Raw genomic sequence first — 25,050 nt, 5'->3', positions numbered from 1 at the left:
TATTAATTTTTTATAAATTCTCCAAAAACAAAAAAACAGCATTCCTGCTTAAGAACGCTGCTTGATAGCTTAATTTGTAATTGAAAACAATACATAATCTCCCTACGTTGGCATTATCCAAATCAGGTTTGTGGGTCAAAATAGTATCAATTTTATCTCAGACAGTTCACTGCCCCCCCAGACAAATTATTAAGTTTATAATTTTATTTTATCATCTTGGTTATAAATGTCAAGTTTATTAATAATAGTTATCTTTCACATTTTGATAAAAATGTTTAAATTCCTTCACTAAATAATCTTTGAAAATTTTCTTCAATAGTAACCATCAACTCTTTAATATGTATATTTTTAAATTCGGCTACTTTTTCATAAACCCTCTTTATTTCACTTGGATATCCATACCTTCCATTCACCCACTCCAGAGCAGTTGGTCCATCAGTTTCTATAAGTAATTTATCTATTGGTATTTTACTAAGTACTTCATAGGTTTTTTCTGAATAACCAATATCCACACTAACAGTAAAATAGCAGCCAAGAGCTATAAACTTCTCTAAAGTACTTATATCCCCACTATACCAATGAATTATTGCTTTACTATAATTATGTTTCTTAAGAGCCTCATATATTTCCTCTTCTGCATCCTTCGTATGAATACTTACTACTTTACTTCTCTTAATACTTTCTTCTAATATAAAATTAAATACTTTTCTTTGAGGTTCAAAGTTTTTTTTATCTTCTACCCAAAGATAATCTAATCCTATTTCTCCTATAATTTCACTTTCTTCAATATACGAAATTAATTCTTGTAAATCCCCTGTATACTCTGCCGCTTTCCATGGATGAATTCCAAAACAAGCTTTAATAAACTTGCTTTTTCTACTATATTCTTTATTTCTAATATAACTTTCAATATCCATACTATTAGCTAAGGTTAATATTTCATTGTTATTTATATCTTCAATTGCTTTATCTATATTATCTTCAAAAAAATCTAAATGAGTATGACAATCTATATACATATTATCCTCCTTCACTTTTGTAATGAAAGTTATAAACTAAGTATCTATCCATATAATTATTTTATATTCTTATTTAGAAACTTTTAGTGTTACTGATATAACTTCTGGTCTATTAAATACTCTTAATGGAAATATGCTATTTCCAAGTCCTCTACTAACAAACATTGTAGTTTTATCACTATTATAACTTCCACTCGTATATTTAGGAAAAAAGCCTTGATTAGGAGCAATAAGTCCTCCTATAAATGGAATTCTAATTTGTCCACCATGTGCATGACCTGAAAAAACTAAATCTATATTATTTTTAGAATATAAATCAAATAGTTCTGGTCTATGTGAAAGTAAAATGTTAAAGCCTTCAATCTCTGACCAATTGCTTAAATTTCTATCTATACTACTAGTATCAGTCCCATCTATATAATTAGATGTTAAAAAAGCTGGATCAGATAATCCTAAAAGATGTATTCTTTCATCACCATTTTTAATTTCTACATTTTTATCATCTATAATATTAACTCCTGCTTCAATTAGCCTCTCTTTTATTTCAGAATATTTTCCAGACCAAGCCTCATGATTGCCTGAAACATAATAAATAGGTGCAATTTCAACTGCTTTATTTATAAAATTCATTGCTATATCTAAATTATACTTACGTCTATCTATTAAATCCCCAGTTACAACAATTATATCTGGAGACAAACTTTCAACTTTCTCTAATAACTTAGATTGTTCTTCCCCAAAGTTTTTATTATGTAAATCAGAAATTTGAACAATCTTAAAATTATTAAATTCAGAAAGAATTTCTGAGCTTTCATAATTATAATTAGAAATAACAATACTATTATTTTGCCATATAGAAAATATAAAAAATGATGTCCCCAATATAATAATAACTACTAATATCTTCATTCTTATATATTTCTCCTTCATATAAATATCTATTAACTCCTTATTCATCAATAATATATGTTTAGTATATCATTATTTCACTTAATAATATTAGAAAACTACAAATTATATACAAATATATCAAAAAAGAAAAATATCGTATATCACTCCTGATAATACGATATTCTTATTTATAATTATGCTTTATGATTCATCATAATACTTTTTACTTGTTCAATATTTTCTGGCTTTATTAATTCTAACATTCTAGGAATGAAAGTTATCATATACTCTTTATTAAATGTACCATTATCTTGCTTTCCAAAGCTTTCAGCCAATAATTCTTTCGCTTTAGCTTGATTTCTTTCTTCTACATTTTGCATTATAAATTCAAAAAATTTCTCTTGTCCTTTATTCATTGATATTCTCCTCACTAAATATTTTTTAACATTATATTAATAAACTTTTAAAATATCAATATTAATTAATTGGAATCAACTAACTTTTCTATTCAAAAATTTTAAAATTATATAGGATTATTTGTTTTTTAAATATAAACTGAGATCTTTTATAAATTTTAGTCTTGTCCTAATAAAAATTTTATTCTATAATCATTTTTTATGAAATCAAGAGTCTTATCTTTTTTTATTGCCTCTTTCACTATTCTTTCGTATTTATCTTTACTAATACTCGAATTCACATTAAATTTCATATTCTTATATAGTTTTGAATTCATAGCATTGTCCATACTACTTGCTTCATTGACCATTTTTATAATCATTTCTATACTTTTTTCTTTATCTTTCTTTTCTCTTGCTAAAGATAAATCTAATTGATATTTATAGTATGATCCAAAATCAAATACTTCAATAACTTTTTTACAAAACTCCACATACTCTTCTGCTTCACTGAATTTACTCTCTTTGTATAATAGATTTATTATAAAAGATAAAGTTGCAAACACTTCATGAGAGCTTTTCCACAATTTACTTTCATAAATAGCATAAGCTTTATCATATTCTCCACTACTTTCAAATAATAATGCTTGTTGAATTCTTTTATCTATATCTATCTCTGGAATCTTATCCAATATCTCTTGAGCCTTTTTATATTCTTTTTTCTCTCTATACATTGCTGATAAATCTAATCTAGCCATAGAAGCTATATTTTCTTTATTGCTTGATGCTACAAGTTCAAGCCACTCAATAATTTTAATCTCATATTTATATTTTTCTTCAATATTGGGTTCTAATAAATATATTCTTAATATTGTTGATATCCCAATTCTTAACTCATCACAATTGGGATATTCTTTAATTAAATCACAACCTCTTTCAAATCCCTTTTTAAAGCCTTCTTTAGATATAATTTCGCCTATCTCTTTTATAAAACTCTTAACTTCTACATCCGTTAATTCCTTGTTAAATCCTAATAGAGTATTAACATCAATTTTTAAGACACGTGCAAGAGAAGGTAGTAAAGTTATATCTGGATATGATATTCCATTCTCCCATTTATTCACTGCTGGTGCACTTATATTTAAATAGTTAGCCATTTGCTCTTGAGTAAGACTTTCCTTTTTCCTATAATACCTAATCACTTCATTTATTTTCATAAAAGCAAGGTCACCTCTAATTCTATCATTAATTAATTTTTCATTTATTAATTTAATAATATCAAAGCTACATATTTTAAACAATTGACCCGTCTTCATATTTTATCCATAAAAAATAACTGCTAGTTATTTTAGCATCCCTAATAAAATTATTACTAACTTACTTATAATGCTGATCACCATAACTATATTAAGTGAGTTTTTATATTCTAATTATATTTATCTATTAATTAAAATGAAAGTTGTAATAGAACATTAATTTAAATTAGTTACTTTTTAGAACTTAAATATTAATAAATCTCAATTCTTTTTCAGCTTCTAATTTAGAATCATATAATACAACTTCATTGTATGGTTTAAGATTATTTTTCCAGTTATCAGTTTTTTCTAAAAATTCTTTTAGACTATTTGCAATAAAAAAGCATTTTTTATTGTTACTGATATAGCATATTGGTGAGTCACTTTCTAAATCTGTCATTGAACCAACGCTTCCAATTAATCCATCTTCGCTATCTGTTGCAAAAATATCGACTTGCGGAACTGTATAAAATGATAATTTAGGAATATCATCATCAAAAATAAAATGTATATCATAATTATCGGCATATTGTTGATAATTATGATTTTTTTCATTTGAACTCATAGGATAAATAGTAATACCTGCTTTAATAACTTCCTTATCTTTTATAACTACACATACACTCTTATCTAGTTCTGTTACATCTAAATATACTTTATTCTTTCGATAATTTTCAAGTGCTGCACAGAATTCATTATCAGTGTATTCCTCTCTCAATTGCATAGGTACAGTATCCATAAGTGACCAAAATTCATCCCAATATTCTTCGATACCATAAGGATGTGAATTTTTCTTGTACCTATTTTTAATGAAATAGGTATTAACAGTTTCCCAAGAAAATTGCTTTATTAATTTGCCATCAATATATATTTCAAAAATATTACATCTATCCATGCCAACATATGAAGTGCAAGTATATCTAACTCGTCCATACAAACATTCTGCAATCATTTCCTTTTCAAGATATTTACGCATACCACTCAAAGAACCTAATATTTTCCCCATTCAATCCCCCCTATTAACTTATAAATTATCCCTATATTCTAACTTTAATTTTGTACCAAAACTTCACTATACTTATACTTGCTTTATTTTATCTATAAATTCTTTATTAGCTGAATATACATCAACACCTCTATCATCATAAAGAAAAAATACATTTTTTGTTTTATTATCAATAATATATACTGCACAATCTAACTCTGTATTTTCTCCTATATCTGAAAGAATTATTTTTCTAAAAAGTTCTTTTACATTTATTTTATTGGTTCTCCAAATATATCTAACACCATTATAAATCTCACCATCATCTTTCCATTTAAATGGATATATTATAAAATCTAATAATTGTAAAGTACTTTCAACAAACTCTTTTTCATTTTTCTTATGACAACTATATTTATCTTCATAAAATACAATTAAATCATTAGAGAATTCACATTGTTTCCAAATTTCATATGCATCTTTAATACATATCTCAACATATTCTTCTCTATATTTTAAATCCTCATCTTCTATATTATCGACATCATGATAAGGATATTGGTTGGGTGCAAGTTCAAATGAAACACAAACTTTTGTTAAATTACAATATTCGTTAAATAAACTACTAACATATAAATCCAATTTATTCATATCCACACTATCTATATTAAAATTCTCCATTTCTTCTAATACTCCATTCATTCCAAAATGCAATGTACCCATTTTTCTCAAATTCATCATAAGGAAGTTTTCTAGGAATACATTTTTTATAAAAAGACTCTATTTTATCTGCAAATTTATATACTTCTTTTGTATATTTATGAATACTTACTATTGTTTCATTTTTACTTTCTGTAACTATTTTTACATAATCACCTTCATGTATTACACTCCAATCAATTCCATTATCACATCCACAAATATCTACATTTGTTAAATCTTCATTTGGAATCATAAAATAACCACAACATGGTAGCATTTAATTTTCTGTATGCATTATATGATTTTCTGTTAATGTTTTTAATAAATATAATGCAGTTGCACTAACTGTTGCATTATATTTAAATATCTCATCCCCAATTTTTACAGTAGTTTCACCATGTAAACATATATCCTCTAAATTATCCGTAGTTCCATCTATCCAACATAAATTTTCTACATCTATTTTGAACATATATACCTCCTAAAATAATAACACTACGCATACCATAATTATCATTTATCTATACTATCATAATAATTTGTTAGAACAATAATAGTAATAAGCATAAATGTTGATAATAATCCTACTCCTATAAAAGCATATTTTTCTAATCTAAATCCTTATATAACATATCTCTATGATAACTTTCTTTTAGTCTTGAACTTAAAATAAACCATTTATATTTTCTTCTCTTTAATTCTTCAACATATTCAGGTCTAAAAATAGATTTATACTCGCATATATGCTCCTCTTTATGAAAATCATCTAAAGATTTATTTCTTAATTCAGACATAATTATATTTCCAATACTACTAATACTTTCTTCTAAATCACTTTTAATATACTCAACTAATCCTAATATATTAAAGTATTCTTTTTGTATATTATTTATATCCTGATTTAGATGCTTCCTCAACTCTCCTTGCAAATCATTTAGGAATTCTATTGACTTTAAATACTTATAATTTTTCTCAGTAAAACCGCCATTCTTTTTTACTAAATATATTTCTCTATAAGTGCACCCTATTCCTTTTATAACGCTTCTTGTTAATGTTATGGCATTTTCTATATATCCATTTTCAACAATTTCTTTAGTAAATTCGCCATATATATTCATAAATTCATCTGTAAGCATTCCTAATTTAAATCCAGCTTCTTTTAATTCAGCCTGAACTTCTGATTGTAATTCTTCCTTAATTAATATTATATTTAGCATAGATTCTAACTCTTCTAAGTTTATATTATTATCATAATCCTTAATTGAAAGAATTAACTCAATTATGTATTTTTTTAATTGTCCCTTACATTCTTCTATGTTATTACTACTTAACTCTTCTATAAAATTATATATTTTATTATAGTACATTTCTAACCTCCTCTAAAACTTTTCTAGTAATATACTCTATTACTAATTATATCATTTACACTAAAAGTAACGAAGTATGTACTTATTAAAATATAATTAACATTACTTGAATTTCAAGATTTAATACTGTATTTTTATATAGAAATAACTAGTAAAACTTTTATAATTTTACTAGTTATCTTTTAAATACATCAATTACTCAATTCGGTATTTTTATCTTTTCATGATACAATTATAGTTCCAAAATAATAATTTTTTTTAATTACCCACTCTTTTATATACCCTTTAAATAAATCCATAGTTATTTTTTACTGTTATATTAGAAGTGTTACCTTTATCAAAATAAATACCATTAGAATACGTATCTACATATTCAATTCTTTCATTATTTTCTACTACTACGTCTTTAGCCTTAACTATTTCTATAGTTCCTTGATAATACTCCTCATAAATTGGCAATTCACTTTGGCTTGATCCGTAAACTCTTCCATTAAAGGTCTCTGTATTAGGATTTATTATAGTATTGTTTAAAATAAATATATCTGAGCATGAAGATAAGTAAAAAGCTAATCTTGGGCAATCTACTATAGTATTGTTTTCAAAAATTATATTATTAAACATTGGATAATTGCATCTTCCATCTGGAAGGTACACCCCCATATATATAACCGCCATAGTCCATCTATTTAAATCACAACTTTCTATAAAGTTATTTCTAAAGATTACATTATTTACTCCTGTTCCTTCTGCCCAACGACTTTCTGCACCAGCTTCAATTTGAATAGCAGCTCCTTGTATTTTATAAAAACTATTTCCTTCTATTATCCCATTAGAACCATGAATTAAAACGCCTCTTGCTCTATTTGAATGAAATTTATTATTTCTTATAATATAATTTTCAGTACAATATCTTCTGTTAAAAATAATAGTTTTTTCATTTAAATTTTCTGGAGCTTTATCTTCAAGTTCAATAGTACATGTTACCTCTTCTTCATTATATTTTACAGATTTAACTTTAGAAGAATATCCAGTTTCGCTAAAATCACCATTTCTAAATTCTAATATGTCCCCTTCGTAAATAGCATTTCTTTCTTTATCTACTCTTTTTGCTATTATACTTTTATCTCCTATTATTTTAACTCCCATAGAAGTATTATCATGGATATTTATACAATCGTCACCTGCATAACTAAATTCACAATCTTCAATAATAAAATTACCTTGTGAATTTCCTATATGAATACAGTCAGCAGAGGTAGTTATAGATCTGCTTGTTCCAGGCTTTCTTACAACCTTACATTTATTAATTGTAAAATTATGCAATTTACCTCTACCAACAATTCCACTTCCAGGGCAAGAGTATATTGTTATACTCTCTAAGTTTATATTATTACTATCTGTTAAATAAATAGCTGTTGATTCATATTCATAATGTCTAAAATTATATACTTGATCTTTTTTTATTCTGTCTAAAGTCCAAATAAAATCAGTAGTATAAAATCTCATTACATTCTTTTGGATCTTTTTCATACCTTTAATAATATTTGACAGTTCTCTCACAAGTTTTTCCATATCCTTATTGGATTTTTCATCATCTGATTCAATTACATGATTATTTTTATATGGTCTAAATTCTAATGCACCTTTATTTCCTGGTTTAACTTCCTTTGGATTAAAAGGACCAACTATCCTTATTTCAAATGAATCTTTAATATTCTTAAAGGAAGGAAATTCACAATCGAAATAGCTACCATCCTTTGCTACATTTATTATTCTTCCAAGACTAGCTAATGGTTCTTTATCCCAATTCCAATCTAAAAACAAATTTTTAATTTCTAATCTTGTGCAGCTATTAATTGATATAAATTTATTATCACTAGAAAAAATAAATTCAGCTCCATTACCATTAATAGTAATATCAGATAAACCATCTAATTTTATCTGTGCTTCTCCATTATCTAAAGAAGTATTAAAATAGTATTTTCCCTTAGGTATTTCAAGCTTGCTAGCTTTAATCTCCCTACAATATTCTATTGCTTTTTTTAATGCTTCATAATTACATTTATCTCTTTCTTGTGTAGCTCCAAAATCTAGAATATTTACAACAATACCATTTGTATTTTTAGGGCTTTCTACTTTTATATTTTCTAAATCATTTAGTTTTATTCTTATGCTTTCTTGTTTGTTTTTTCCCATTTCCTTACACACCGTCCTTATAATCTTCTTCTATTTAAGTCCAGTTGAAGCTATACTTTCTTTTATTTGATTTGATAAAAGAATAGTTAATAAGATAACTGGTAAAATTGTTATAAGTGATAAACCTAATATAAAGTTTTGCTTTATAGATCCATTATTAGATAAATTATATAATGCAACATTTAATGTCCATAATTCTTGTTTTTCTGTAACCATCCATGCCCAGAAAAAATCATTCCAGTTTGATAGGAAGGTTTGAAGAGCTATTATTGAAATAATAGGCTTTGATAAAGGCATACAAATTTTAAAATAACAATATAAGTTTGAAGCTCCATCAACCTTTGCTGCTTCAAAAAGTTCATTAGGTAATCTATCAAAGAATCCTTTATATAGATAAATAAAGAATCCATAAGGTAATAAGAATGGAACCAGTAATGCTCCGTAATTATCATATAATCCCATATCTTTAAACATTGTAAACTGTGGTATCATTATTGATGCAAAAGGAATCATCATAGTTGCTAAAAAGAAAAATAACAATGGATTTGAAATTTTCTTTGGCAACAATCTAGATAAAGAAAATGCTGTTAATGAACATAGTACTGTTTGTGTTAAAATTGCCCATAATATTACTATTACTGTATTCATAACAAAAACTAAGAAGCTATATTGACTAATAGTTTTATTTTGCGAATAAGCATAAGCTGGTAATTTATGATAATGTGCAAAACTTTCTAGCAAAAGAAAATTATTCTTCTTTGCAGTTAATCCCTTAAATTCACCAGTGGTCTTGAAATCACCATTTAATAAGTTAGCCATTTTAGGTTCAAAGTCACTAGTTCCAAATTTTGAATTATCATAGCTTTCCTTTACCCCATTTATATTAAAATCATATTTTATATTATCCATTGCCTTGTTGTATCTATCATTTGTTAAAATAACCTCCTTGTTTATAACCGAATTAGCATAAACTCCAAAATCTCTTTCAAGCTCTAATTCCATTTTGTGAGCTCTTGAATAATAAACAGTCTTATTATCCTTTACCCCATAAAATTTTACTTCATAAATAGAATCTCTTTTAAAATCATTAATTGTTGCAAACATAGATACAACTGTATCTTTCTTTATAGTCTCTAAAAGCTCATCTTCATCCTTTCCAGTATAATTATCGTAATTTAAAACAATAGAAATACTTTTTGCACTATCTGGTAATATACTTGGAGGCATATCATAAATCTTAACATTATCCTTTAATGAATTACTTGCAATATAAAATAAAGGATATAATATTGCAATAGCAAACAAAATTGTAAAAATATATGCAACTACTTTTAAGCCTTTATTATTATTTATTTTATTTTTACTTTTCATCTCTATCCCTCCCCCTAATTTCTTTCTGATTTATCTAGCTTCATTTGGAATATTGTCATTATTGCTATTACCACAAATAATATCATTGAAGCAGCAGCACCTTTACCATAATCTAAATCTTGCTTAAAAGCATTATAAATGAAAATACCCATTGAGGTTGATGAACCACTTGGCCCCCCTGATGTAAATTGGTAAGGGGCATCTAATATTTGCATAGCTCCAATAACAGCTAATACTAATTGAATTATTATAATGAAGATAATATTAGGTAATATTATATGCCTTATCTTTTTAAATCCAGTACACCCATCAAGTGCAGCTGCTTCAAAAACCTCAGCTGGTATACCTTGAATAGCTGCTGTATACATAAGTACTGCAATCCCTCCACCTATTACTCCTGGGAAAATTATTGCAAATTTCGTTAAATTAGGATCACTAAGCCATAGCTGTGGTTCTGCTCCAAAAAATTTTAGTATTTGATTTGCTAGACCATAATCAGGACTCCAAATCCATTTCCATATAATCACATTTACAGACATAGGAATTACTGCTGTAACTAAATAAATAGTTGTAAATAATTTCTTTCCTTTTAATATTTCATTCAAAAATAAAGCTTGAATTATTGGTACAAAGAAAACTAATGTTAAAGATAATATTAAAAAAACAAAAGTGTTTTTCCAAGCATCCCAATAAAAATGTGTTTGAAATAAATTCTCATAATTTTTAAACCCCACAAATTGTCCTGGTGGATTTATTGCATCATATCTAAATAACGACATATAAAATGATTTAAATATAGGTATATACCTAAGCCAAAGAGTAAATATTATTCCTGGAAGCAAAAATAAGAAAGGTGAAATTTTTCTCATAACTTTCTTATATTTATTTTTTTTCTTTTTAATAGTACTTTTTTTATTAATTAAACTTTTTTCTTCACATTTAACTAAATTTTCATTCAACATATTTGTCCTCCCTATTTACTTATTTAAATTATCTGATATTACAATTGTAAGCGATTACTAATATTTGTTGAATGTTGCAAATTTAAGAAAAAAGGTACTAGCTTTAAAGAAATATCTGTATATATAGACCTCATTTATAGTAAAGGTTAAATTTAGATACTATATATTAATTTTTGATACTTTTATAAGAAATATCAATAGTTAAATTTAGATACCATTTGTCAATTTAAAACCGTTTACATCAAGTGTTGATTTTTTGTATACTTATTTTATCAAGCAAGATAATAGTATATTGATAATTTAAAAGGTATAGGGGGATTTTATATGTTAAGTAAAAAGCTAAATAAATTACTTGCTACATTTTTAATTGTAGGTGTTAGTATTGGTACATTATCTGGTTGCTCAACTAAAACTGATAATGAACCAGAAACTTCTAATAAAGAGGTAGAATTAACACTTTGGGTTACGAGTAGGGAACAAGATGACTTTACGGCCAATGTGGAAAAAGAATTTTTGCAAAAATATCCTAATATCAAGCTTAACAAAGTTGTTAAGGAAGGAGATCCAGGTAATGAATTTTACCAAGGTGTTGCAGCTGGAAATGCTCCAGATTTAATAGATGTCTCCTTTACAATGATGGATAAATATATGAAGGCTGGTATTCTTGAACCACTTAATGACTATATAGACAAGTGGGACGAAGGATCAGGATTATCAAAAAAATATCTAGACATGCTTTCCTTAGATGGAAAAGTATATGGTATTCCATCACAAGTAAATCCAATGTTCTTTGGTTATAATAAAAAGCTATTTGCTGATGCTAGTATTACATCTGCTCCAAAGACTTGGGATGAAGCTTTAGATTATGCAAAAAAATTGACTATTCCTGAAAAACAACAAGCAGGTTATGGAATACTTTCTTCAGAATGGACAGAATGGTTTTTCCAATATTATGTTTGGCAAGCAGGTGGAGATTTAACTAAACAAAATTCTGATGACACTTTATCTTTAACTTTTACAGACCCAGCGGTTATAAAAGCTGCAGAATTTTATCAAACTTTAATAAAAGAAAAGGTAACTCAATCAGATTTAACTTTAAAATTTAATGATTTAATTCCTCAATTTGCAACAGGAAAGATTGCTATGATGCCATTTGCTGGTGACTGGGTAAGTTGGGCAACAAGCCTTGGTATGAACCCTGATGATATTGGCCTGGCTTTATTCCCTGCTGGTCCTTCTGGAAAACATACAACTGCTATTGGTGGTAGTGCAAAAGTTATAAATGCTAAAACAACTCCTGAAAAGAAAGATGCTGCATTCAAGTATATAAGTTTTTATGAAAGTAAGGAAGAAAAAACTAAGTTCTATAAAAATATTGAAAGCAAGGGTGTTGTAAATCCTGTAATTATCCCAAGAGATGATTTATCTTTAGGTGATATAGTTAACTTGCCTGAAGAATATTCAAAAGTATTAAGTGATGTTCAAGATGAAGGAAGACTTGAATTCTATGGAAAAGCTACTGTTGGCTCTTATATAGATAAGGCAGTACAAAAAATAATTTCAGATCCTACTGCAGATCCTACTAAGGAATTTAAAAATGTTCAAGATTTAGCTGAAAAAGAGGTTTTGGAAAAATTCAACGAAGACATTAAAACTAATAAATAATTATAAATAAAAAAATCCCTAGAGTATAAGTAATTTACTATTAGTCTAGGGTTTTATTTGTTTTTATGTTACAATTTTACTATATTCTATTTTATTGGAGATTAAAGATGTTTAAAATATTTCAATATAAATCTAAGATATTAAATAAAATTATCACATACTTTAGAAAAGTTCATATTTTAAAAAGACTTCTTATTTCTTTTTTAATTGTTATTTTAGTTCCCACTATTATAATTGCAACTTCTAACTACAGAACTTATTCTAAAGAAATGGAAAGCACTATTACATATTATTTAGATCTTTTAACAGAAAATATATACGAAATACTATTAACGGAAATGGAATATTATGAAAATTTATCCTATAAGGTTTATAAAGATGAGTATATTTCCTCTCTCCTTAATGAAAATGAAAAGATAGCTTTAAATACAAATGCTACTTTAGAAGATAAATCCAAATATGAAAAAAATAAAAATATAATAAATGATATGCTTTTTACCTTAACCACAGATCATGAGTATGTTAGTAATATTCAAATTATAACGCCATATGACCAATATACTCAAATTAGCCAAGATGGAAGAAAAAAAGGTGCAATAATTTCAAATTTAAATGTATTTAGAGATTTACCTGAATACACTGCTGCTATAAATAATAATGGTTATCCTCTTTGGTTTGATCAACCTCAAGGGCAAACTATCTTCCTAAATCAAAATAATAATAATCAAATTATCTTTAATCATATTAGTATGTCTAGGTCATTAATAGATTTTAACACAGGTAAAACATTGGGTGTTATACATATGAATATAGATTTAAGATTTTTAATAAACATAAAAGGGATTAAATTTGATAATAAAGGTAATATTTTATTTATGTCAAAGGCTGGAGCATTAATGTCTCTTAATGAAAACGTTAAAACCCCTGCGATTTCACAAGATTCTGCAATTGTAGAAAAAATATACTCTACTTCTTCTGGCTCTTTAACAGAAGATATAAATGGTAAGCCTTATTTGATCTACTTTAAACAATTACCTAATTCGCCATATTATCTTATTTATATAATAGATAAATTATCTATTTTTAGTAGCAGTAAAACTATATTTAAGTTAAATTTTAATGTTTTACTTATATGTACTTTTCTAGCTCTTATACTGGCTTATATGGTTACTTTAAGTATTATTATTCCTTTAAATAAGTTAAAGAAAAATATGGACAAGGCTGCTAGAAAACACTTAAATGTATTTTATGATGACAATTCAAATGATGAGATAAGTAATTTAGGTGATAACTTTAATAATATGATATACGATATTGAATCCTTAATTGATAATTTATATAAAGCCGAAATAAATGAAAAGACCTTAAATTTTAGAAAGAAAAATGCTGAATTAAATGCCTTACAAATGCAAATTAATCCTCATTTTTTATATAACACCTTAGACTTAATTAGATGGGAATCAATGTATGAAGTAAATGGTGAAAGTAAAGTAAGTAAGATGATAGAAGACTTTTCTAAGCTACTTAGATTAAGTGTAAAAAAGGACAATGACCTTGTGCCTATAGCTGAAGAAATTAATCATATCCAAGCTTATTTAAAGGTTATAAATTATAAATATACTAATGAAATCTTATTAAAAACTAACTTTAATTTTGATATTTCACAATATAAAATTTCAAAATTAACCTTTCAACCTTTAGTGGAAAATTCAATTATACATGGCTTTGTAAATAATCCATTAGATAAAACTATAGAAATTAGCGGTTCAATAGTTAATAATAAAATAGTAATCACTATCAAAGATAATGGTATAGGTATGGAGAAAGATAAATTAACTGAAGTTAAAAGCAATTTAAATAATAAAACTATAATTACTAATAAAATAGGTATTTGTAATGTTAACGAAAGAATTAAGCTTTATTCAAGTGATAAGTTTGGTTTAAGTATCTATAGTAAATATGGTGAAGGTACAATTATAACTATTACCTTTCCTACTACTATTGATATTAACTCAGTATCTAAGGAGGGTCTATATGTATAAATTATTAATTGTAGATGATGAAGAAATTGTAGTAAACGGTTTAAAACGCTTTGTTAATTGGGAAGCTCTTGGTTATGAAGTTGCAACTTGTTGTACTTCCGTTGATGAAGCTGAAATAGTATTAAAGGAAAATAATATAGATGTTGTGCTAACTGATATAAATATGCCTATTAAATCTGGCTTTGATTTACTTCAAATTTTATATAAAAGCTTTCCCTCTATAAAATCTATAATATTAAGTGGATATGAAGATTTTGCTTATGCTAAAAAAGCTCTTAAATTTGGTTGTTTTGATTATCTAACAAAGCCTGTTAATTTTAGTGAGTTAACAGAAATGTTTGAAAAATTACGCCAAGTTCTTGATTCTGAAAAAAATAGTGAAACTACCACTATGGATTATATTAATATAAAACAAAATATACTGTTAAATAATATATTATGCGGTTCTATAAAGCCTAATGCCTTAGAAAATTTTAATAATATAAAACTAATAAATGAACCTTATTTTATTATAAGATTAAATATTAATTATAATATTAACCAATATAATGATTTTGTTAGTATTCAAAACATTATTTATTCTAATTTGAATCAAATATTAAGCAAATTTAGTAACCGTTATTATATTGTTGAAAATATAAAGGATTTATCAGTAATAGTCTATCCAAAAAGTAAACATTTAAATTTATCTAATGAACTATTTGAGTTATGCAAAAATGTTTTAGACTCAACCTTTACCAAAGTAAATATAGGGATAAGTAATATAGATAGTGATATTAATAATATTTCCACTCTATACGAAAATAGCGGTGTCGCGCTTCTACAAAGCATTAATAAAAATGAAATTTCCGTCTTAAACTTTAATGATTTAAAGGATTTAAAAGATGTATTTCTTCCATTACGCTCAGAGGAAAAGCAAAAATTTATTGAATATTTATCCAATCTTAACACAGATGGCTTTATTGCTTATTCAAAATATTTATTAGATAAAACTTCTACTAATTTAATTTTAGGAAATAATCAACTTTATTCTCTTGCTATCGAGCTAATTGTAATTACTTGTAATTATATTTCTAACTTTAGTTTTGAGAAAAAATTTGAATTTCAAATAGAAGATTTTACAAAAGATCTTCTAAAAAATAGAACTAAAAATAGTATAATAGATTTTACTTTAAATACCCTTAACAGCTGCTCTAATAAACTAAATGAAATTATTGCTTCTTGCAGCAATAATATTATAGATAGTGCTATTTTATTTATAAATCAAAATTATTGGAAGGATATTAGTTTAAATACCTTATCAGATGTACTATATATTCATCCTATTTACTTAAGCCGACTCTTTAAAGAAAAAACTGGTCAAAATTATATTAAATATTTAACAGATGTTAGAATAGAAAAAGCTAAGACTTTATTAAAGGATAGGAGTTTAAAGATTTATTCCATTACAGAACTAGTTGGATATGAAAGTCCTAAATATTTTAGTAAGGTTTTTAAAGAAACAGTAGGACTAACTCCTAAGGAATATAGAGATAGCTTGAATTAAATAAAAATGGTAGGCTACTTAATTTCTATAACGAGAAATTACTATAGTCTACCACTCTATTTTAAAAGGGAAATTATTTTATTAAATTTAAGTTACCAAGTTAAAGTATTTTGTGTAACTATATCTTTATATCTTATATAAGAAATTAATTTACAGTCTTCTGAAAAATTATTAAGGAAATATAATATTTCTTCTTCAAGCTCTTCAATAGAATCAATATTTCCAGCTAAATATTCTTCTAATCTATATCTTGTTGAATCTAATCTAGCTTTAATTCCTCCAAGCCTTATATCAATTACTTCAAAGCCTTGCCCCTTACATTCTCTATACCATAGTTTTCTATAACTATTATGAAAATCATCTAATCTTCTTATCAATTCTTTTAAAATATAATCTTTTATATTTTTAAGCTCTGCCTTCTCTTTATTTAAGTATGCTTTTCTTAAGTTAATTCCTATTTCTGCTTTTAATTCTAAGAAGCTACTTAGTTTTGAAAAGGTTAAAAACATTTCTTTATATTCTTCTGTTTTTTTAGATATCTTTTCATATTCTTTTGCTAATTTATTATAATGTGAATTTAACTCTAATCCTTCAATATGCTTATCAAAAGCTCCTAGTAATATATCTTGATAAGTTAAGTATTTTGATGGATTTACTTCCTTTAAATTAGGATATTTAACTGTTGGAACTAAATCTAGCTTCTCTAGTGCAAAGAAATCCTCCATTGATAAACCTGTTAAAAACTCACATCTACTATTCAACCAATCATCGTCCACTTCTTCATAGTAACTATGCTCTGCAAAAAGCATTAATCCTAATAAAGATACATTTAAAGGAGCTTCTGAACCATCGTCTCCCCATAAGGTTACAAGTACTTCATTTATATTTTTAGCCTTGCATAGCTTTAAAGCAGCATTAGTTGTTGAAAAAGTTTTCGAATAAGTAGGAGCATATCCAAGCCATCTCCAAGATCCACCTGCAAATATTATATTGTTATTGAAGCCTTCTCTAATTTTTAATAACTTTTCATAAACCTCTTCATCGGAATTATAGTAATCCCAGTAAACTAAGCTTACTTCCTTAGGAATATTACTTGTAATTTCTTCTGTTATAACCGTATCTAAATCATAATAATTTCCATTTGGTGCACCAGCTCTAAAAAACATATCATCCCACATCATTGGTTTAAAATTATATTTCTTACAAATTTCATTTACAATATTTAAATGCTCAATCATTAACTCATGGTGTGATTTGTATCCGTTTTTACTAATTGATTCACCTCTTCCTAAGTCAAAGGCTTCATCCATACCAATATGAATATTATTACTTCTAAATACTCCTCTAAGAGTTGAAATCATCGCTTCAATAAATTTATATGTCTTTTCTTCACCCACTAAAAGAACATCTGCTGTATCTCTAAAATCCTTTGCATATTCATATTTTAAAGTTTGCTTTAAATGTGCAAGGGTTTGAATGCAAGGAATTACTTCAATACCTAGTGAATATGCATAATCATCAATTTCTTTCAATTCAGCCTTATTATATTTACCCCTTAAATATCCAAAATATTTATATCCATCAACTTCATAGGTATCTTCAGTATATAACATAAATCTTGAATGCCCCATTAAAGCAACTTTTACTAATAATTTTTTGATTTCTTCTACTTTATATACTGCATTTCTTGAAACATCAATCATAGTTCCAACTGATTGTATTAAAGCTTTTTCTTTAAGCTCAAAGTTTTCTTTTCCTTCCTTAATAAACTGAGCATACAAGCTTAAAGCTCTAAATAAATGATTTCTATTTTTATATTTTATATAATTTTCTCTGCCATATTTTATTTCTATATCATTAACAGAATTCTCTTCAAGAACAGAAAATTCTATTGATTCATTTTCATATATAAAGTCTATATTTATTATTTTACTTACATCCTTTAGGGCATTTTTCATTTCTTCACTTAATCCATTATAATTCATTTATTTCCTCCTTAAGAAGCAAAATATTATTTATTTAAATTGTTATTTTTCTAATCTTTCTTTTATAAATTCATCAATGTCAACAATTACATTGTTAAGTCTAGAATATTCAGCAGCAAAAGCCATTACATGACTTTCTACACTTTTACTTGCTGTAGTTTTTATATCAAAGTCCTTATCTAAAATACTTTTGAAAAATGCCTCTGTTAATTTAGTATCACCACCATTATGTCCACCTTCTACCTTAATAGGATGTATGGTTGTCATTTCTCTTTTACCAAATCTTTTTACCTTTATAGTATTTTTTTCATCATTTCCTCCAACCTCACCTTTTGTAAACATAAGCTTTATTGTTCTATTACAATCTAAAGTAAAGGCTGATAAATTGAAAGTTGCTGTTACACCGTTTTCATATTCTAGTATAGTTGTCATATGATCTACTACATTATTGTCACATTTATAAACGCACTTTCCGTAATCACCATTCCTCAAGGCATTCAAAATATTTTCCTTAGTCGGATTTGGATCTAAATAATTTACCATAATTGGCGCTTCTCCTAAATATAACTTAATAGCTGAATAAGGACAATCCTCTTCAACACTACAATCTAAACAGCGCTCACTCATTGTATTTTTATCATAATGCTTACTACATAATTTACTCAAATTCCCAAAAGATGCTATTTTTTTGCATTTAGAAGAAGTTAACCATGTTAATATATCCATATCATGACAGCTTTTAGATAAAATTAATGGTGAGGTTTCGTCTGAATTTTTCCAGTTCCCTCTTGTGAAGCTATGTGCATAATGCCAGTATCCTATATTTTCATTATGTTGAATGCTTACTAACTCACCAAGTTCCTTACTTTCAATAATTCTTTTTATTTCTTCAAAAAAAGGTGTATACCTTAATACGTGTGCTATCATCAACAATTGATTAGGATATTTTTTTGATAGTTCTCCAAGCTTAATACATTCATCTAAATTATTTGTCATTGGCTTTTCTAAAAGTACATGATATCCTTTTTCTAAAGCTAATTTGCAAGGTGAATAATGATCTTCATCATTATTTGCAATTATCATAGCCTCTCCAAGTCTTTCTTTGTCTTTAATCTCTTTCCAGCTATTAAATACGTTTTCTTTTGGAATATTAAAAGCCTCTACAATCATTTTTCTTTTTTCTTCATTGGGCTCTGCTACAGCTACTACCTTTGCAACTTCTGGATTATTAAGTATATATTTTGAATATACATCCTTTCCACGAGCTCCAGCACCTACTAATACTACATGGATTTTACTCATAAAATTTCCCCTTTTCTTTTAATAGTTAAATTATATATTCTAATTATATAAATTTAAAAATTAATATATTAGTATCATTTTCAACTTTTTATCCTAATTTATTAAGGTATTTAAATTCATATAATTCTAGTAATTTAAATATATTATATTCATTATAGTTTGGATGGATATTTACTCTATCGTGTTATAATGATTTGACTTAATCCCTTTCATCCAGCTGTAAATAAAAAAGTTTAGACTTACTGTAATGTAATTACTATTATTCCAAATTAATGTTTAACTTGTATTATATTTGCTATATAATAAATATATGAAAACTTTATTACCATATAAAAAGGGGGGGAAATCTATGGATAAAAGTGTATTAAAAACTATTAGGAAATGTGTAGTTTTAGGATTTGTTTGGGCTATAGTTTTATTTGTAATTGCACTTATAATTACAAATTTCAATGGTTATGAATTAAAAAATATGCTTTTTATTGAGGGCATAATTTTTATTATTGGAGGAACTCTTTCATCTTTTGGAGGTAATCCAATAGGATTATCTATGCAAGGTCTTGGACAAACTAACGCTCAATATATTTCTAATGCAAACCTCCAAGTTACTAAAATGGAAAAAGATAAGACTAAAAATATAAAAACTACTATAAGTGTAGGATTAAATACAATTTCTTTAGTTATGGCTGGACTATTGGTAATTGTAGTAAACTTTATAATATAACATATATGCTTAAAAGGACACAAAATAGGTGTCCTTTTAAATATTATTCATATTTGCTTTTTTATCACATATAGAAATCTATTTTAAAAAAATCCCCCAACCTAACATTACATATTATTGTTATGTTTACATATTTAGCAATACCAATTTATTTTAGCTGGATTAGGTTCATCTATTATAGCAATTTTACGTAAAGCCTCTTCCATTTTTTTGCACTCTTTTGCTGCAATTTCATCATAGACATACGCCTGTTCATTAACACCAACGGATGAATATGCTATAGATGCAGCCCCATAAAACGCAAGTCCTAGTGAACTTGTTACAGTATTTATCGTTGCTGTTGTTGCCCCAATTGCTCTCGCTGCAGCTTGTGCAGCTGGTTTTTTCTCTGCTTCTCTTGCAGCAACTTGAACTTCCTTAATAAATTTCTTTGCTTCTACTAATTTAATTTTTCCTTCTAGCCATTCATTTACTGCATTTAATGCATTTTTTAAACGAAGATCATTAGGATAATCTTTTTCATAAATTGGTAGAATATATTCATTTGCATATTCATTGCACCATTTTATAATTGTATTATTGTTTTGTGTCTCTATTAATCTCATAAGAGATATAATATATGTTGAATCCGCTTTTCCAAGCATTTTTCGTACTTTAGCCATTATAACTCCTTTTTCTTAAATATTTTTTAATTAATAATCTCATCATACGAAATTTTATATATTAGATTATTATCCCTTCAAAATTGCCTATTTCATGTTGAATAATCTGTGCAGTAAATACAAGAATACGTTTTTTAACTCCTATCATATTAGCAGCCATGCCAACACAATACTCTAAATTCTCCTTAATGTATCTACTAAATCATCAATAATTTATTATTATAATATTTTTTATCCTATTAATTTAATAAATATAACTTATTTCTAATTTATATATTCATAAATATTATATGGTAAATAATCAATTTCTATAGAGTTTAATGAGTATATTATATAATTACCTCTTCTTATTTTATTTACTAATTTTGCTTCTAACAATAACTTTAAAGCCTTAGATACTGCAGCTTCTGATATATTTAAGATACCACTTAATTCTTGAGTGCTTTTCCCTATAGGATTTATTTCACTTAATATCCTAAGTCTTGTGGCATCTCCTAAAGCTTTAAGCTTTTTCTCTAAATCTTTAGGGCACTTATCTTCATTATTCCCTAACTCTATTAAAACAGTTAAATTTATGCTATTTTTACCTTGTCCTAAAAGTAAATGTGGACTTATAAAAGTAGAAACATTAATATTTATATACTTTAGATCTAATAGTTTTACTCTAAACTCTTTAAACTTATAAAATACTATTTCATCCTCTAGAACCTCTATTCTACTATGAATACTATTTATAAGATAAAAAATTCCTTTATCTTTTCCTAAAGTTAATTTTCTCTTTAATTCCCTAATAATAATTGGTTCTATATATTTTAACTCATTTTGAAAAATCTCAATATAAAAATCTCTTAGAAATCTTAACAGCTCTCTATAATATATATTTGTTATTCTTTTATTGTAATTTTTAAATACTCCATTTATCTTATAAAATGGCACATCATCAAGAAAATCTAATGCACTTAATATATTTAAATCTGAGCATTCTTTAAAATCATTACAAAAATCCATTATTATTAAATATTCATCTGTAATTAAAGAAAATCTATTAATATCATTTTTCATTTTTTCCGTCATTAAACTATTTATCTTTTCTACCCATTTCTCTCTATGGATATGATGCTGACTATTTGAAAGCACATGTAGTGCACAAAACATTTCAAATAATGGTGAATATACAAATTCAACAACTATTCCATTTTCATAAATTGCATCTACCCTCATAATTAATCAACATCCTTTTATTTAAAAATAAGTAAAGTTTCCTGTTTTTCTACTATGCTTTTCAACGATTTTAATAATTGTTACTGAAGCTATATATTCAATAATTATTATAGTAACTCCTATTCTAATAAAGTTACCTAAATATATACTACCACCACTCAATATTACCTTCCTAACTCCTTCTATAGCATAGGTTAATGGAAATATCACGCTAATAGCTTTTGCCCAAATAGGAAAGACCACTACTGGAACCTTTACCCCTGAAAAAATCTCCATTGGCTCTTCTAGTATAGTAAATAAAAATCCTGAATCTCTTGAAAATAAAAATAACGAATTTAAAAGCATTCCCCATAATACAGCCATTACTAATGTAATTAATAAAACTATCATTAAACTTAGATAATTTATATTTAAAACTTCTTTTTTAAATATAATAACTCCTATAGAAAAACATACCATAACTACTACACTTTCAAAAAGTGATGAGATTGCATTACCCAGTATAACAGCTTGTCTAGAAGCTGGAGATAGATATATTAACTCTAATGTACCACTTATTCTCTCGAAAGAAAAGTTCCAAGCTGATTGAACTAAGCTTCTAAATAAACTCATAGTCATATATCCTAATAAAAGATATATAATTATATTTTCTTCATTTAAATAGGGTATTTTACTATTTATTATCTTAAAAGGTTTAAAGCTATAATAACTAGTTATAAAATTTAAAACAGGCCATATAAATAATGATACATAAATTATTTTACTATGAAAATAATTTAAATGTTGTTTCTTACATTCTGCTTTTACTACTTTAAAAAACTTCCTCATAATACAAACCACTCTTTCTCAAATTAATTAGGTACCTTTCTAGTATTAGATAGTTTAATTATTATATCTTCTAGTCTTGGCTCTATCTTAAAGATTTCTTTAATTAGTATCTCATTTTTATTACAAAATTCTGATATTTCTACTCTTAAGTCTTTTGTTGATTCTATATTGTAATACCCTTCTTTTAGAATTATTTTGACCTTATTATCTTCCTCTTGTAATTTTTTTAATAAGTGTTCCTTAAAGTTATAACCTTCATTATATAAAGATAATTTTAAGTTTATATGTGAAAAAGCATCTTTAGCTAATTCCTTTGCTGTTCCCTGATTTATTATATTTCCCTTATCTAATATATAAATATAATCGCAAAGTTCCTCTACCTCCTCCATATAATGTGAAGTTAATAATATTCCCTTATTTTTTTCTTTAGCTAAAGATTTTATATGCTTTCTAAGTTCTTTTGAAACTATAGCATCTAATCCTAATGTTGGCTCATCCATAAAAAGATATTCTGGATCATTTATTAAGCCTCTAGCTATTTGTAATCTTTGCTTCATGCCCTTTGAAAACTCTTCAACTTTTTTATCTTTATTTTCATATAACCCTACTAGCTTTAATAGCTCATCTATTCTTTCATTTAATAACTTGGAGTCTAATCCATAAAGGCTCCCATAATACCAGAGATTTTCATAAGCTGTAAGCCTCCAATAAATCATTCTTTCTCCTCCTGCTACCATATTTATTTTCTTTTTAATAACCATAGGATTCTTAATAGCATCTATACCATCTACATAATAACTTCCCTCTGTTGGTGATATTAATGTAGTTAACATTTTTATAGTTGTTGTTTTTCCTGCTCCATTAATACCTAAAAAACCTATGATTTCACCTTTATTTATTCTTATAGATACATCATTTACTGCATTCACTAAGGCCTTTTCTTTTTTAAATAATCCTTTAGATACTTTAGTTTCATAAACCTTCTTTAAATTTTTTGCCTCTATCATATTTCTCACCTATCCTTGTATTTTTTCTAATGCAATTTTTTCCACATACTTAAATGATTTAAATCCAATTAATAAATAAACTAGACTTAATAAAACTACATAAATAATTCTTGGCATTTGCTCTACTATTCCCTGTCCTAGCAATGTTGTTCCCCTAATTAAATTGGAAACTTCTGTTACAGGGATTAACTCACCTACTATCCTTAAAGGATATGGTAGATAATCTATTGGAAAAGTGATTCCACATAAAAGTAACATTCCAACAAATAATGTATTTTGTGATATATACGTATCCCTTGTATAAAGCATTAATGCTCCAAGGACTAAAGATAAACTAAAAAATCCAAATAAAGCAATGATAAACACTAATAAAAATGATATAAAATTCATATTTTTAAAGGTTAGCCCAAAAGGAATAGCAATAATAACAGATACCATAATTTCAAAAGATGTAGCTAAAGTTTGATGTAGCATATTTCCTAAGAAATATTCTATTCTTTTAAATGGTGCTATCATTAAGCTTTCTAAAGTTCCTTCTCTTAATTCTGTAATAAGACTCCTACTTACATTTAGACATGTCCTAACAGCAAATAGATATGTTAAACTTCCTAAAATTATATATCCCATATAATCTCCAGTACTTGTATACTGTACAAATTCCTCTGTTATATTTCCATCAAATAACATCTTGTACATAAATAAAGCAGAAATTACAGTATATACTCCTGTTAGCAAGTTCCCTATAAAGAAATCCTTTGGATATGCTCTTAAATTAATAATTAAATTTCTTTTAAATGTGGCTCTTAATATTCTCCATTCCATAATAATCCTCCTTTTATTATAATTTTGATTAACTATTTAGTTAATCAAAACCCAGTTTCCTTTAAG

At 26.2% G+C, this 25,050-nt stretch carries 23 protein-coding genes, 1 pseudogene and 1 riboswitch; of the genes and pseudogenes, 4 read left to right on the top strand and 20 right to left on the bottom strand.

Features of this window, described 5'->3' with window-relative positions; translation table 11 throughout:
- Positions 1 to 82: 82 nt before the first annotated feature.
- Positions 83 to 190, bottom strand: a riboswitch (TPP riboswitch).
- Positions 191 to 275: 85 nt separating this feature from the next.
- The 12 genes from ACQPVP_RS04155 to ACQPVP_RS04100 all read right to left on the bottom strand — a co-directional run bounded on the left by ACQPVP_RS04155 (position 276) and on the right by ACQPVP_RS04100 (position 11,183).
- Positions 276 to 1,019 (bottom strand): TatD family hydrolase, encoded by a 744-nt coding sequence (locus ACQPVP_RS04155; protein WP_430847521.1) that lies wholly within the window; start codon positions 1,017 to 1,019, stop codon positions 276 to 278.
- A 69-nt stretch (positions 1,020 to 1,088) separates the two neighbouring features.
- Positions 1,089 to 1,928 carry a metallophosphoesterase gene (locus ACQPVP_RS04150; RefSeq protein WP_430847519.1) on the bottom strand — a complete coding sequence of 280 codons (840 nt, stop codon included), beginning with the start codon at positions 1,926 to 1,928 and terminating at the stop codon, positions 1,089 to 1,091.
- Positions 1,929 to 2,104: 176 nt separating this feature from the next.
- Entirely contained in the window at positions 2,105 to 2,326 is a 222-nt protein-coding gene (locus ACQPVP_RS04145) for a hypothetical protein (protein WP_430847517.1), read from the bottom strand.
- Positions 2,327 to 2,484: 158 nt separating this feature from the next.
- Positions 2,485 to 3,522 (bottom strand): helix-turn-helix domain-containing protein, encoded by a 1,038-nt coding sequence (locus ACQPVP_RS04140; RefSeq protein ID WP_430847757.1) that lies wholly within the window; start codon positions 3,520 to 3,522, stop codon positions 2,485 to 2,487.
- A 283-nt stretch (positions 3,523 to 3,805) separates the two neighbouring features.
- A complete protein-coding gene (locus ACQPVP_RS04135; RefSeq protein WP_430847515.1) occupies positions 3,806 to 4,606 on the bottom strand; it encodes a hypothetical protein in 801 nt (266 codons plus the stop codon).
- Positions 4,607 to 4,678: 72 nt separating this feature from the next.
- Positions 4,679 to 5,266: a DUF3885 domain-containing protein gene (locus tag ACQPVP_RS04130; protein WP_430847513.1), complete on the bottom strand. Its 588-nt coding sequence runs from the start codon at positions 5,264 to 5,266 to the stop codon at positions 4,679 to 4,681.
- A complete protein-coding gene (locus tag ACQPVP_RS04125) occupies positions 5,253 to 5,540 on the bottom strand; it encodes a hypothetical protein (protein ID WP_430847511.1) in 288 nt (95 codons plus the stop codon). Before ACQPVP_RS04125 ends, ACQPVP_RS04130 begins: the two co-directional genes overlap by 14 nt.
- A gap of 24 nt (positions 5,541 to 5,564) precedes the next feature.
- Positions 5,565 to 5,759, bottom strand: a complete 195-nt coding sequence (locus ACQPVP_RS04120) for a hypothetical protein (RefSeq protein ID WP_430847509.1) — start codon at positions 5,757 to 5,759, stop codon at positions 5,565 to 5,567.
- A gap of 136 nt (positions 5,760 to 5,895) precedes the next feature.
- Complete coding sequence (locus ACQPVP_RS04115; RefSeq protein WP_430847507.1) at positions 5,896 to 6,654, bottom strand: hypothetical protein; 759 nt, start codon at positions 6,652 to 6,654, stop codon at positions 5,896 to 5,898.
- Between the two features lie 285 nt (positions 6,655 to 6,939).
- Positions 6,940 to 8,850 (bottom strand): right-handed parallel beta-helix repeat-containing protein, encoded by a 1,911-nt coding sequence (locus tag ACQPVP_RS04110; protein WP_430847505.1) that lies wholly within the window; start codon positions 8,848 to 8,850, stop codon positions 6,940 to 6,942.
- Positions 8,851 to 8,880: 30 nt separating this feature from the next.
- Positions 8,881 to 10,221, bottom strand: coding sequence for a carbohydrate ABC transporter permease (locus tag ACQPVP_RS04105; RefSeq protein WP_430847503.1), 1,341 nt, complete (start codon positions 10,219 to 10,221; stop codon positions 8,881 to 8,883).
- A 14-nt stretch (positions 10,222 to 10,235) separates the two neighbouring features.
- The gene (locus ACQPVP_RS04100; RefSeq protein WP_430847501.1) at positions 10,236 to 11,183 is read right to left on the bottom strand and encodes a carbohydrate ABC transporter permease; all 948 of its coding nucleotides are present in this window, start codon (positions 11,181 to 11,183) and stop codon (positions 10,236 to 10,238) included.
- A gap of 324 nt (positions 11,184 to 11,507) precedes the next feature.
- On the opposite strand from ACQPVP_RS04100, the gene ACQPVP_RS04095 reads away from it, so the two are divergent.
- The 3 genes from ACQPVP_RS04095 to ACQPVP_RS04085 all read left to right on the top strand — a co-directional run bounded on the left by ACQPVP_RS04095 (position 11,508) and on the right by ACQPVP_RS04085 (position 16,436).
- Positions 11,508 to 12,848 carry an extracellular solute-binding protein gene (locus ACQPVP_RS04095; RefSeq protein ID WP_430847499.1) on the top strand — a complete coding sequence of 447 codons (1,341 nt, stop codon included), beginning with the start codon at positions 11,508 to 11,510 and terminating at the stop codon, positions 12,846 to 12,848.
- Positions 12,849 to 12,955: 107 nt separating this feature from the next.
- Positions 12,956 to 14,890: a cache domain-containing sensor histidine kinase gene (locus ACQPVP_RS04090; RefSeq protein WP_430847497.1), complete on the top strand. Its 1,935-nt coding sequence runs from the start codon at positions 12,956 to 12,958 to the stop codon at positions 14,888 to 14,890.
- Positions 14,883 to 16,436, top strand: a complete 1,554-nt coding sequence (locus tag ACQPVP_RS04085; protein WP_430847495.1) for a response regulator transcription factor — start codon at positions 14,883 to 14,885, stop codon at positions 16,434 to 16,436. The genes ACQPVP_RS04090 and ACQPVP_RS04085 overlap by 8 nt, the downstream gene beginning before the upstream one ends.
- Before the next feature lie 92 nt (positions 16,437 to 16,528).
- Here ACQPVP_RS04085 and ACQPVP_RS04080 read toward each other — a convergent pair whose 3' ends face one another.
- On the bottom strand, positions 16,529 to 18,421 hold the full coding sequence (locus ACQPVP_RS04080; protein WP_430847493.1) for a beta-N-acetylhexosaminidase: 1,893 nt from the start codon (positions 18,419 to 18,421) through the stop codon (positions 16,529 to 16,531).
- Between the two features lie 42 nt (positions 18,422 to 18,463).
- On the bottom strand, positions 18,464 to 19,723 hold the full coding sequence (locus tag ACQPVP_RS04075) for a Gfo/Idh/MocA family protein (RefSeq protein WP_430847491.1): 1,260 nt from the start codon (positions 19,721 to 19,723) through the stop codon (positions 18,464 to 18,466).
- Between the two features lie 349 nt (positions 19,724 to 20,072).
- Between ACQPVP_RS04075 and ACQPVP_RS04070 the strand changes: the two genes are divergently transcribed.
- Positions 20,073 to 20,444: a hypothetical protein gene (locus ACQPVP_RS04070; protein ID WP_430847489.1), complete on the top strand. Its 372-nt coding sequence runs from the start codon at positions 20,073 to 20,075 to the stop codon at positions 20,442 to 20,444.
- A gap of 134 nt (positions 20,445 to 20,578) precedes the next feature.
- Here the strand turns inward: ACQPVP_RS04070 and ACQPVP_RS04065 are convergent, their stop codons facing one another.
- The 6 genes and pseudogenes from ACQPVP_RS04065 to ACQPVP_RS04040 all read right to left on the bottom strand — a co-directional run bounded on the left by ACQPVP_RS04065 (position 20,579) and on the right by ACQPVP_RS04040 (position 24,984).
- Positions 20,579 to 21,106, bottom strand: coding sequence for a putative immunity protein (locus ACQPVP_RS04065; protein WP_430847487.1), 528 nt, complete (start codon positions 21,104 to 21,106; stop codon positions 20,579 to 20,581).
- A gap of 112 nt (positions 21,107 to 21,218) precedes the next feature.
- A pseudogene (locus tag ACQPVP_RS04060) lies at positions 21,219 to 21,319 on the bottom strand (peptide deformylase); the annotation flags it as partial.
- Positions 21,320 to 21,370: 51 nt separating this feature from the next.
- On the bottom strand, positions 21,371 to 22,327 hold the full coding sequence (locus ACQPVP_RS04055; protein ID WP_430847485.1) for a DUF5937 family protein: 957 nt from the start codon (positions 22,325 to 22,327) through the stop codon (positions 21,371 to 21,373).
- 21 nt (positions 22,328 to 22,348) lie between these two features.
- The gene (locus ACQPVP_RS04050) at positions 22,349 to 23,155 is read right to left on the bottom strand and encodes an ABC transporter permease (protein ID WP_430847483.1); all 807 of its coding nucleotides are present in this window, start codon (positions 23,153 to 23,155) and stop codon (positions 22,349 to 22,351) included.
- A gap of 23 nt (positions 23,156 to 23,178) precedes the next feature.
- Entirely contained in the window at positions 23,179 to 24,162 is a 984-nt protein-coding gene (locus ACQPVP_RS04045) for an ABC transporter ATP-binding protein (protein WP_430847481.1), read from the bottom strand.
- 9 nt (positions 24,163 to 24,171) lie between these two features.
- On the bottom strand, positions 24,172 to 24,984 hold the full coding sequence (locus tag ACQPVP_RS04040) for an ABC transporter permease (protein WP_430847479.1): 813 nt from the start codon (positions 24,982 to 24,984) through the stop codon (positions 24,172 to 24,174).
- Positions 24,985 to 25,050: the final 66 nt, after the last annotated feature.

The organism is Clostridium nigeriense (assembly GCF_050585265.1).
In the GTDB taxonomy this organism is placed as follows: Bacteria; Bacillota; Clostridia; order Clostridiales; family Clostridiaceae; genus Clostridium; species Clostridium nigeriense_B.
Note: the sequence above shows the minus strand (reverse complement) of the source record. Positions and strands in the feature narration are given on the sequence as shown.

Excerpts from the sequence above, each read along its gene's own strand:
- ACQPVP_RS04155 (WP_430847521.1), bottom strand. The coding sequence starts at position 1,019 with ATGTATATAGATTGTCATACTCATTTAGATTTTTTTGAAGATAATATA.
- ACQPVP_RS04150 (WP_430847519.1), bottom strand. The coding sequence starts at position 1,928 with ATGAAGATATTAGTAGTTATTATTATATTGGGGACATCATTTTTTATA.
- ACQPVP_RS04145 (WP_430847517.1), bottom strand. The coding sequence starts at position 2,326 with ATGAATAAAGGACAAGAGAAATTTTTTGAATTTATAATGCAAAATGTA.
- ACQPVP_RS04140 (WP_430847757.1), bottom strand. The coding sequence starts at position 3,522 with ATGAAAATAAATGAAGTGATTAGGTATTATAGGAAAAAGGAAAGTCTT.
- ACQPVP_RS04135 (WP_430847515.1), bottom strand. The coding sequence starts at position 4,606 with ATGGGGAAAATATTAGGTTCTTTGAGTGGTATGCGTAAATATCTTGAA.
- ACQPVP_RS04130 (WP_430847513.1), bottom strand. The coding sequence starts at position 5,266 with ATGGAGAATTTTAATATAGATAGTGTGGATATGAATAAATTGGATTTA.
- ACQPVP_RS04125 (WP_430847511.1), bottom strand. The coding sequence starts at position 5,540 with ATGATTCCAAATGAAGATTTAACAAATGTAGATATTTGTGGATGTGAT.
- ACQPVP_RS04120 (WP_430847509.1), bottom strand. The coding sequence starts at position 5,759 with ATGTTCAAAATAGATGTAGAAAATTTATGTTGGATAGATGGAACTACG.
- ACQPVP_RS04115 (WP_430847507.1), bottom strand. The coding sequence starts at position 6,654 with ATGTACTATAATAAAATATATAATTTTATAGAAGAGTTAAGTAGTAAT.
- ACQPVP_RS04110 (WP_430847505.1), bottom strand. The coding sequence starts at position 8,850 with ATGGGAAAAAACAAACAAGAAAGCATAAGAATAAAACTAAATGATTTA.
- ACQPVP_RS04105 (WP_430847503.1), bottom strand. The coding sequence starts at position 10,221 with ATGAAAAGTAAAAATAAAATAAATAATAATAAAGGCTTAAAAGTAGTT.
- ACQPVP_RS04100 (WP_430847501.1), bottom strand. The coding sequence starts at position 11,183 with ATGTTGAATGAAAATTTAGTTAAATGTGAAGAAAAAAGTTTAATTAAT.
- ACQPVP_RS04095 (WP_430847499.1), top strand. The coding sequence starts at position 11,508 with ATGTTAAGTAAAAAGCTAAATAAATTACTTGCTACATTTTTAATTGTA.
- ACQPVP_RS04090 (WP_430847497.1), top strand. The coding sequence starts at position 12,956 with ATGTTTAAAATATTTCAATATAAATCTAAGATATTAAATAAAATTATC.
- ACQPVP_RS04085 (WP_430847495.1), top strand. The coding sequence starts at position 14,883 with ATGTATAAATTATTAATTGTAGATGATGAAGAAATTGTAGTAAACGGT.
- ACQPVP_RS04080 (WP_430847493.1), bottom strand. The coding sequence starts at position 18,421 with ATGAATTATAATGGATTAAGTGAAGAAATGAAAAATGCCCTAAAGGAT.
- ACQPVP_RS04075 (WP_430847491.1), bottom strand. The coding sequence starts at position 19,723 with ATGAGTAAAATCCATGTAGTATTAGTAGGTGCTGGAGCTCGTGGAAAG.
- ACQPVP_RS04070 (WP_430847489.1), top strand. The coding sequence starts at position 20,073 with ATGGATAAAAGTGTATTAAAAACTATTAGGAAATGTGTAGTTTTAGGA.
- ACQPVP_RS04065 (WP_430847487.1), bottom strand. The coding sequence starts at position 21,106 with ATGGCTAAAGTACGAAAAATGCTTGGAAAAGCGGATTCAACATATATT.
- ACQPVP_RS04055 (WP_430847485.1), bottom strand. The coding sequence starts at position 22,327 with ATGAGGGTAGATGCAATTTATGAAAATGGAATAGTTGTTGAATTTGTA.
- ACQPVP_RS04050 (WP_430847483.1), bottom strand. The coding sequence starts at position 23,155 with ATGAGGAAGTTTTTTAAAGTAGTAAAAGCAGAATGTAAGAAACAACAT.
- ACQPVP_RS04045 (WP_430847481.1), bottom strand. The coding sequence starts at position 24,162 with ATGATAGAGGCAAAAAATTTAAAGAAGGTTTATGAAACTAAAGTATCT.
- ACQPVP_RS04040 (WP_430847479.1), bottom strand. The coding sequence starts at position 24,984 with ATGGAATGGAGAATATTAAGAGCCACATTTAAAAGAAATTTAATTATT.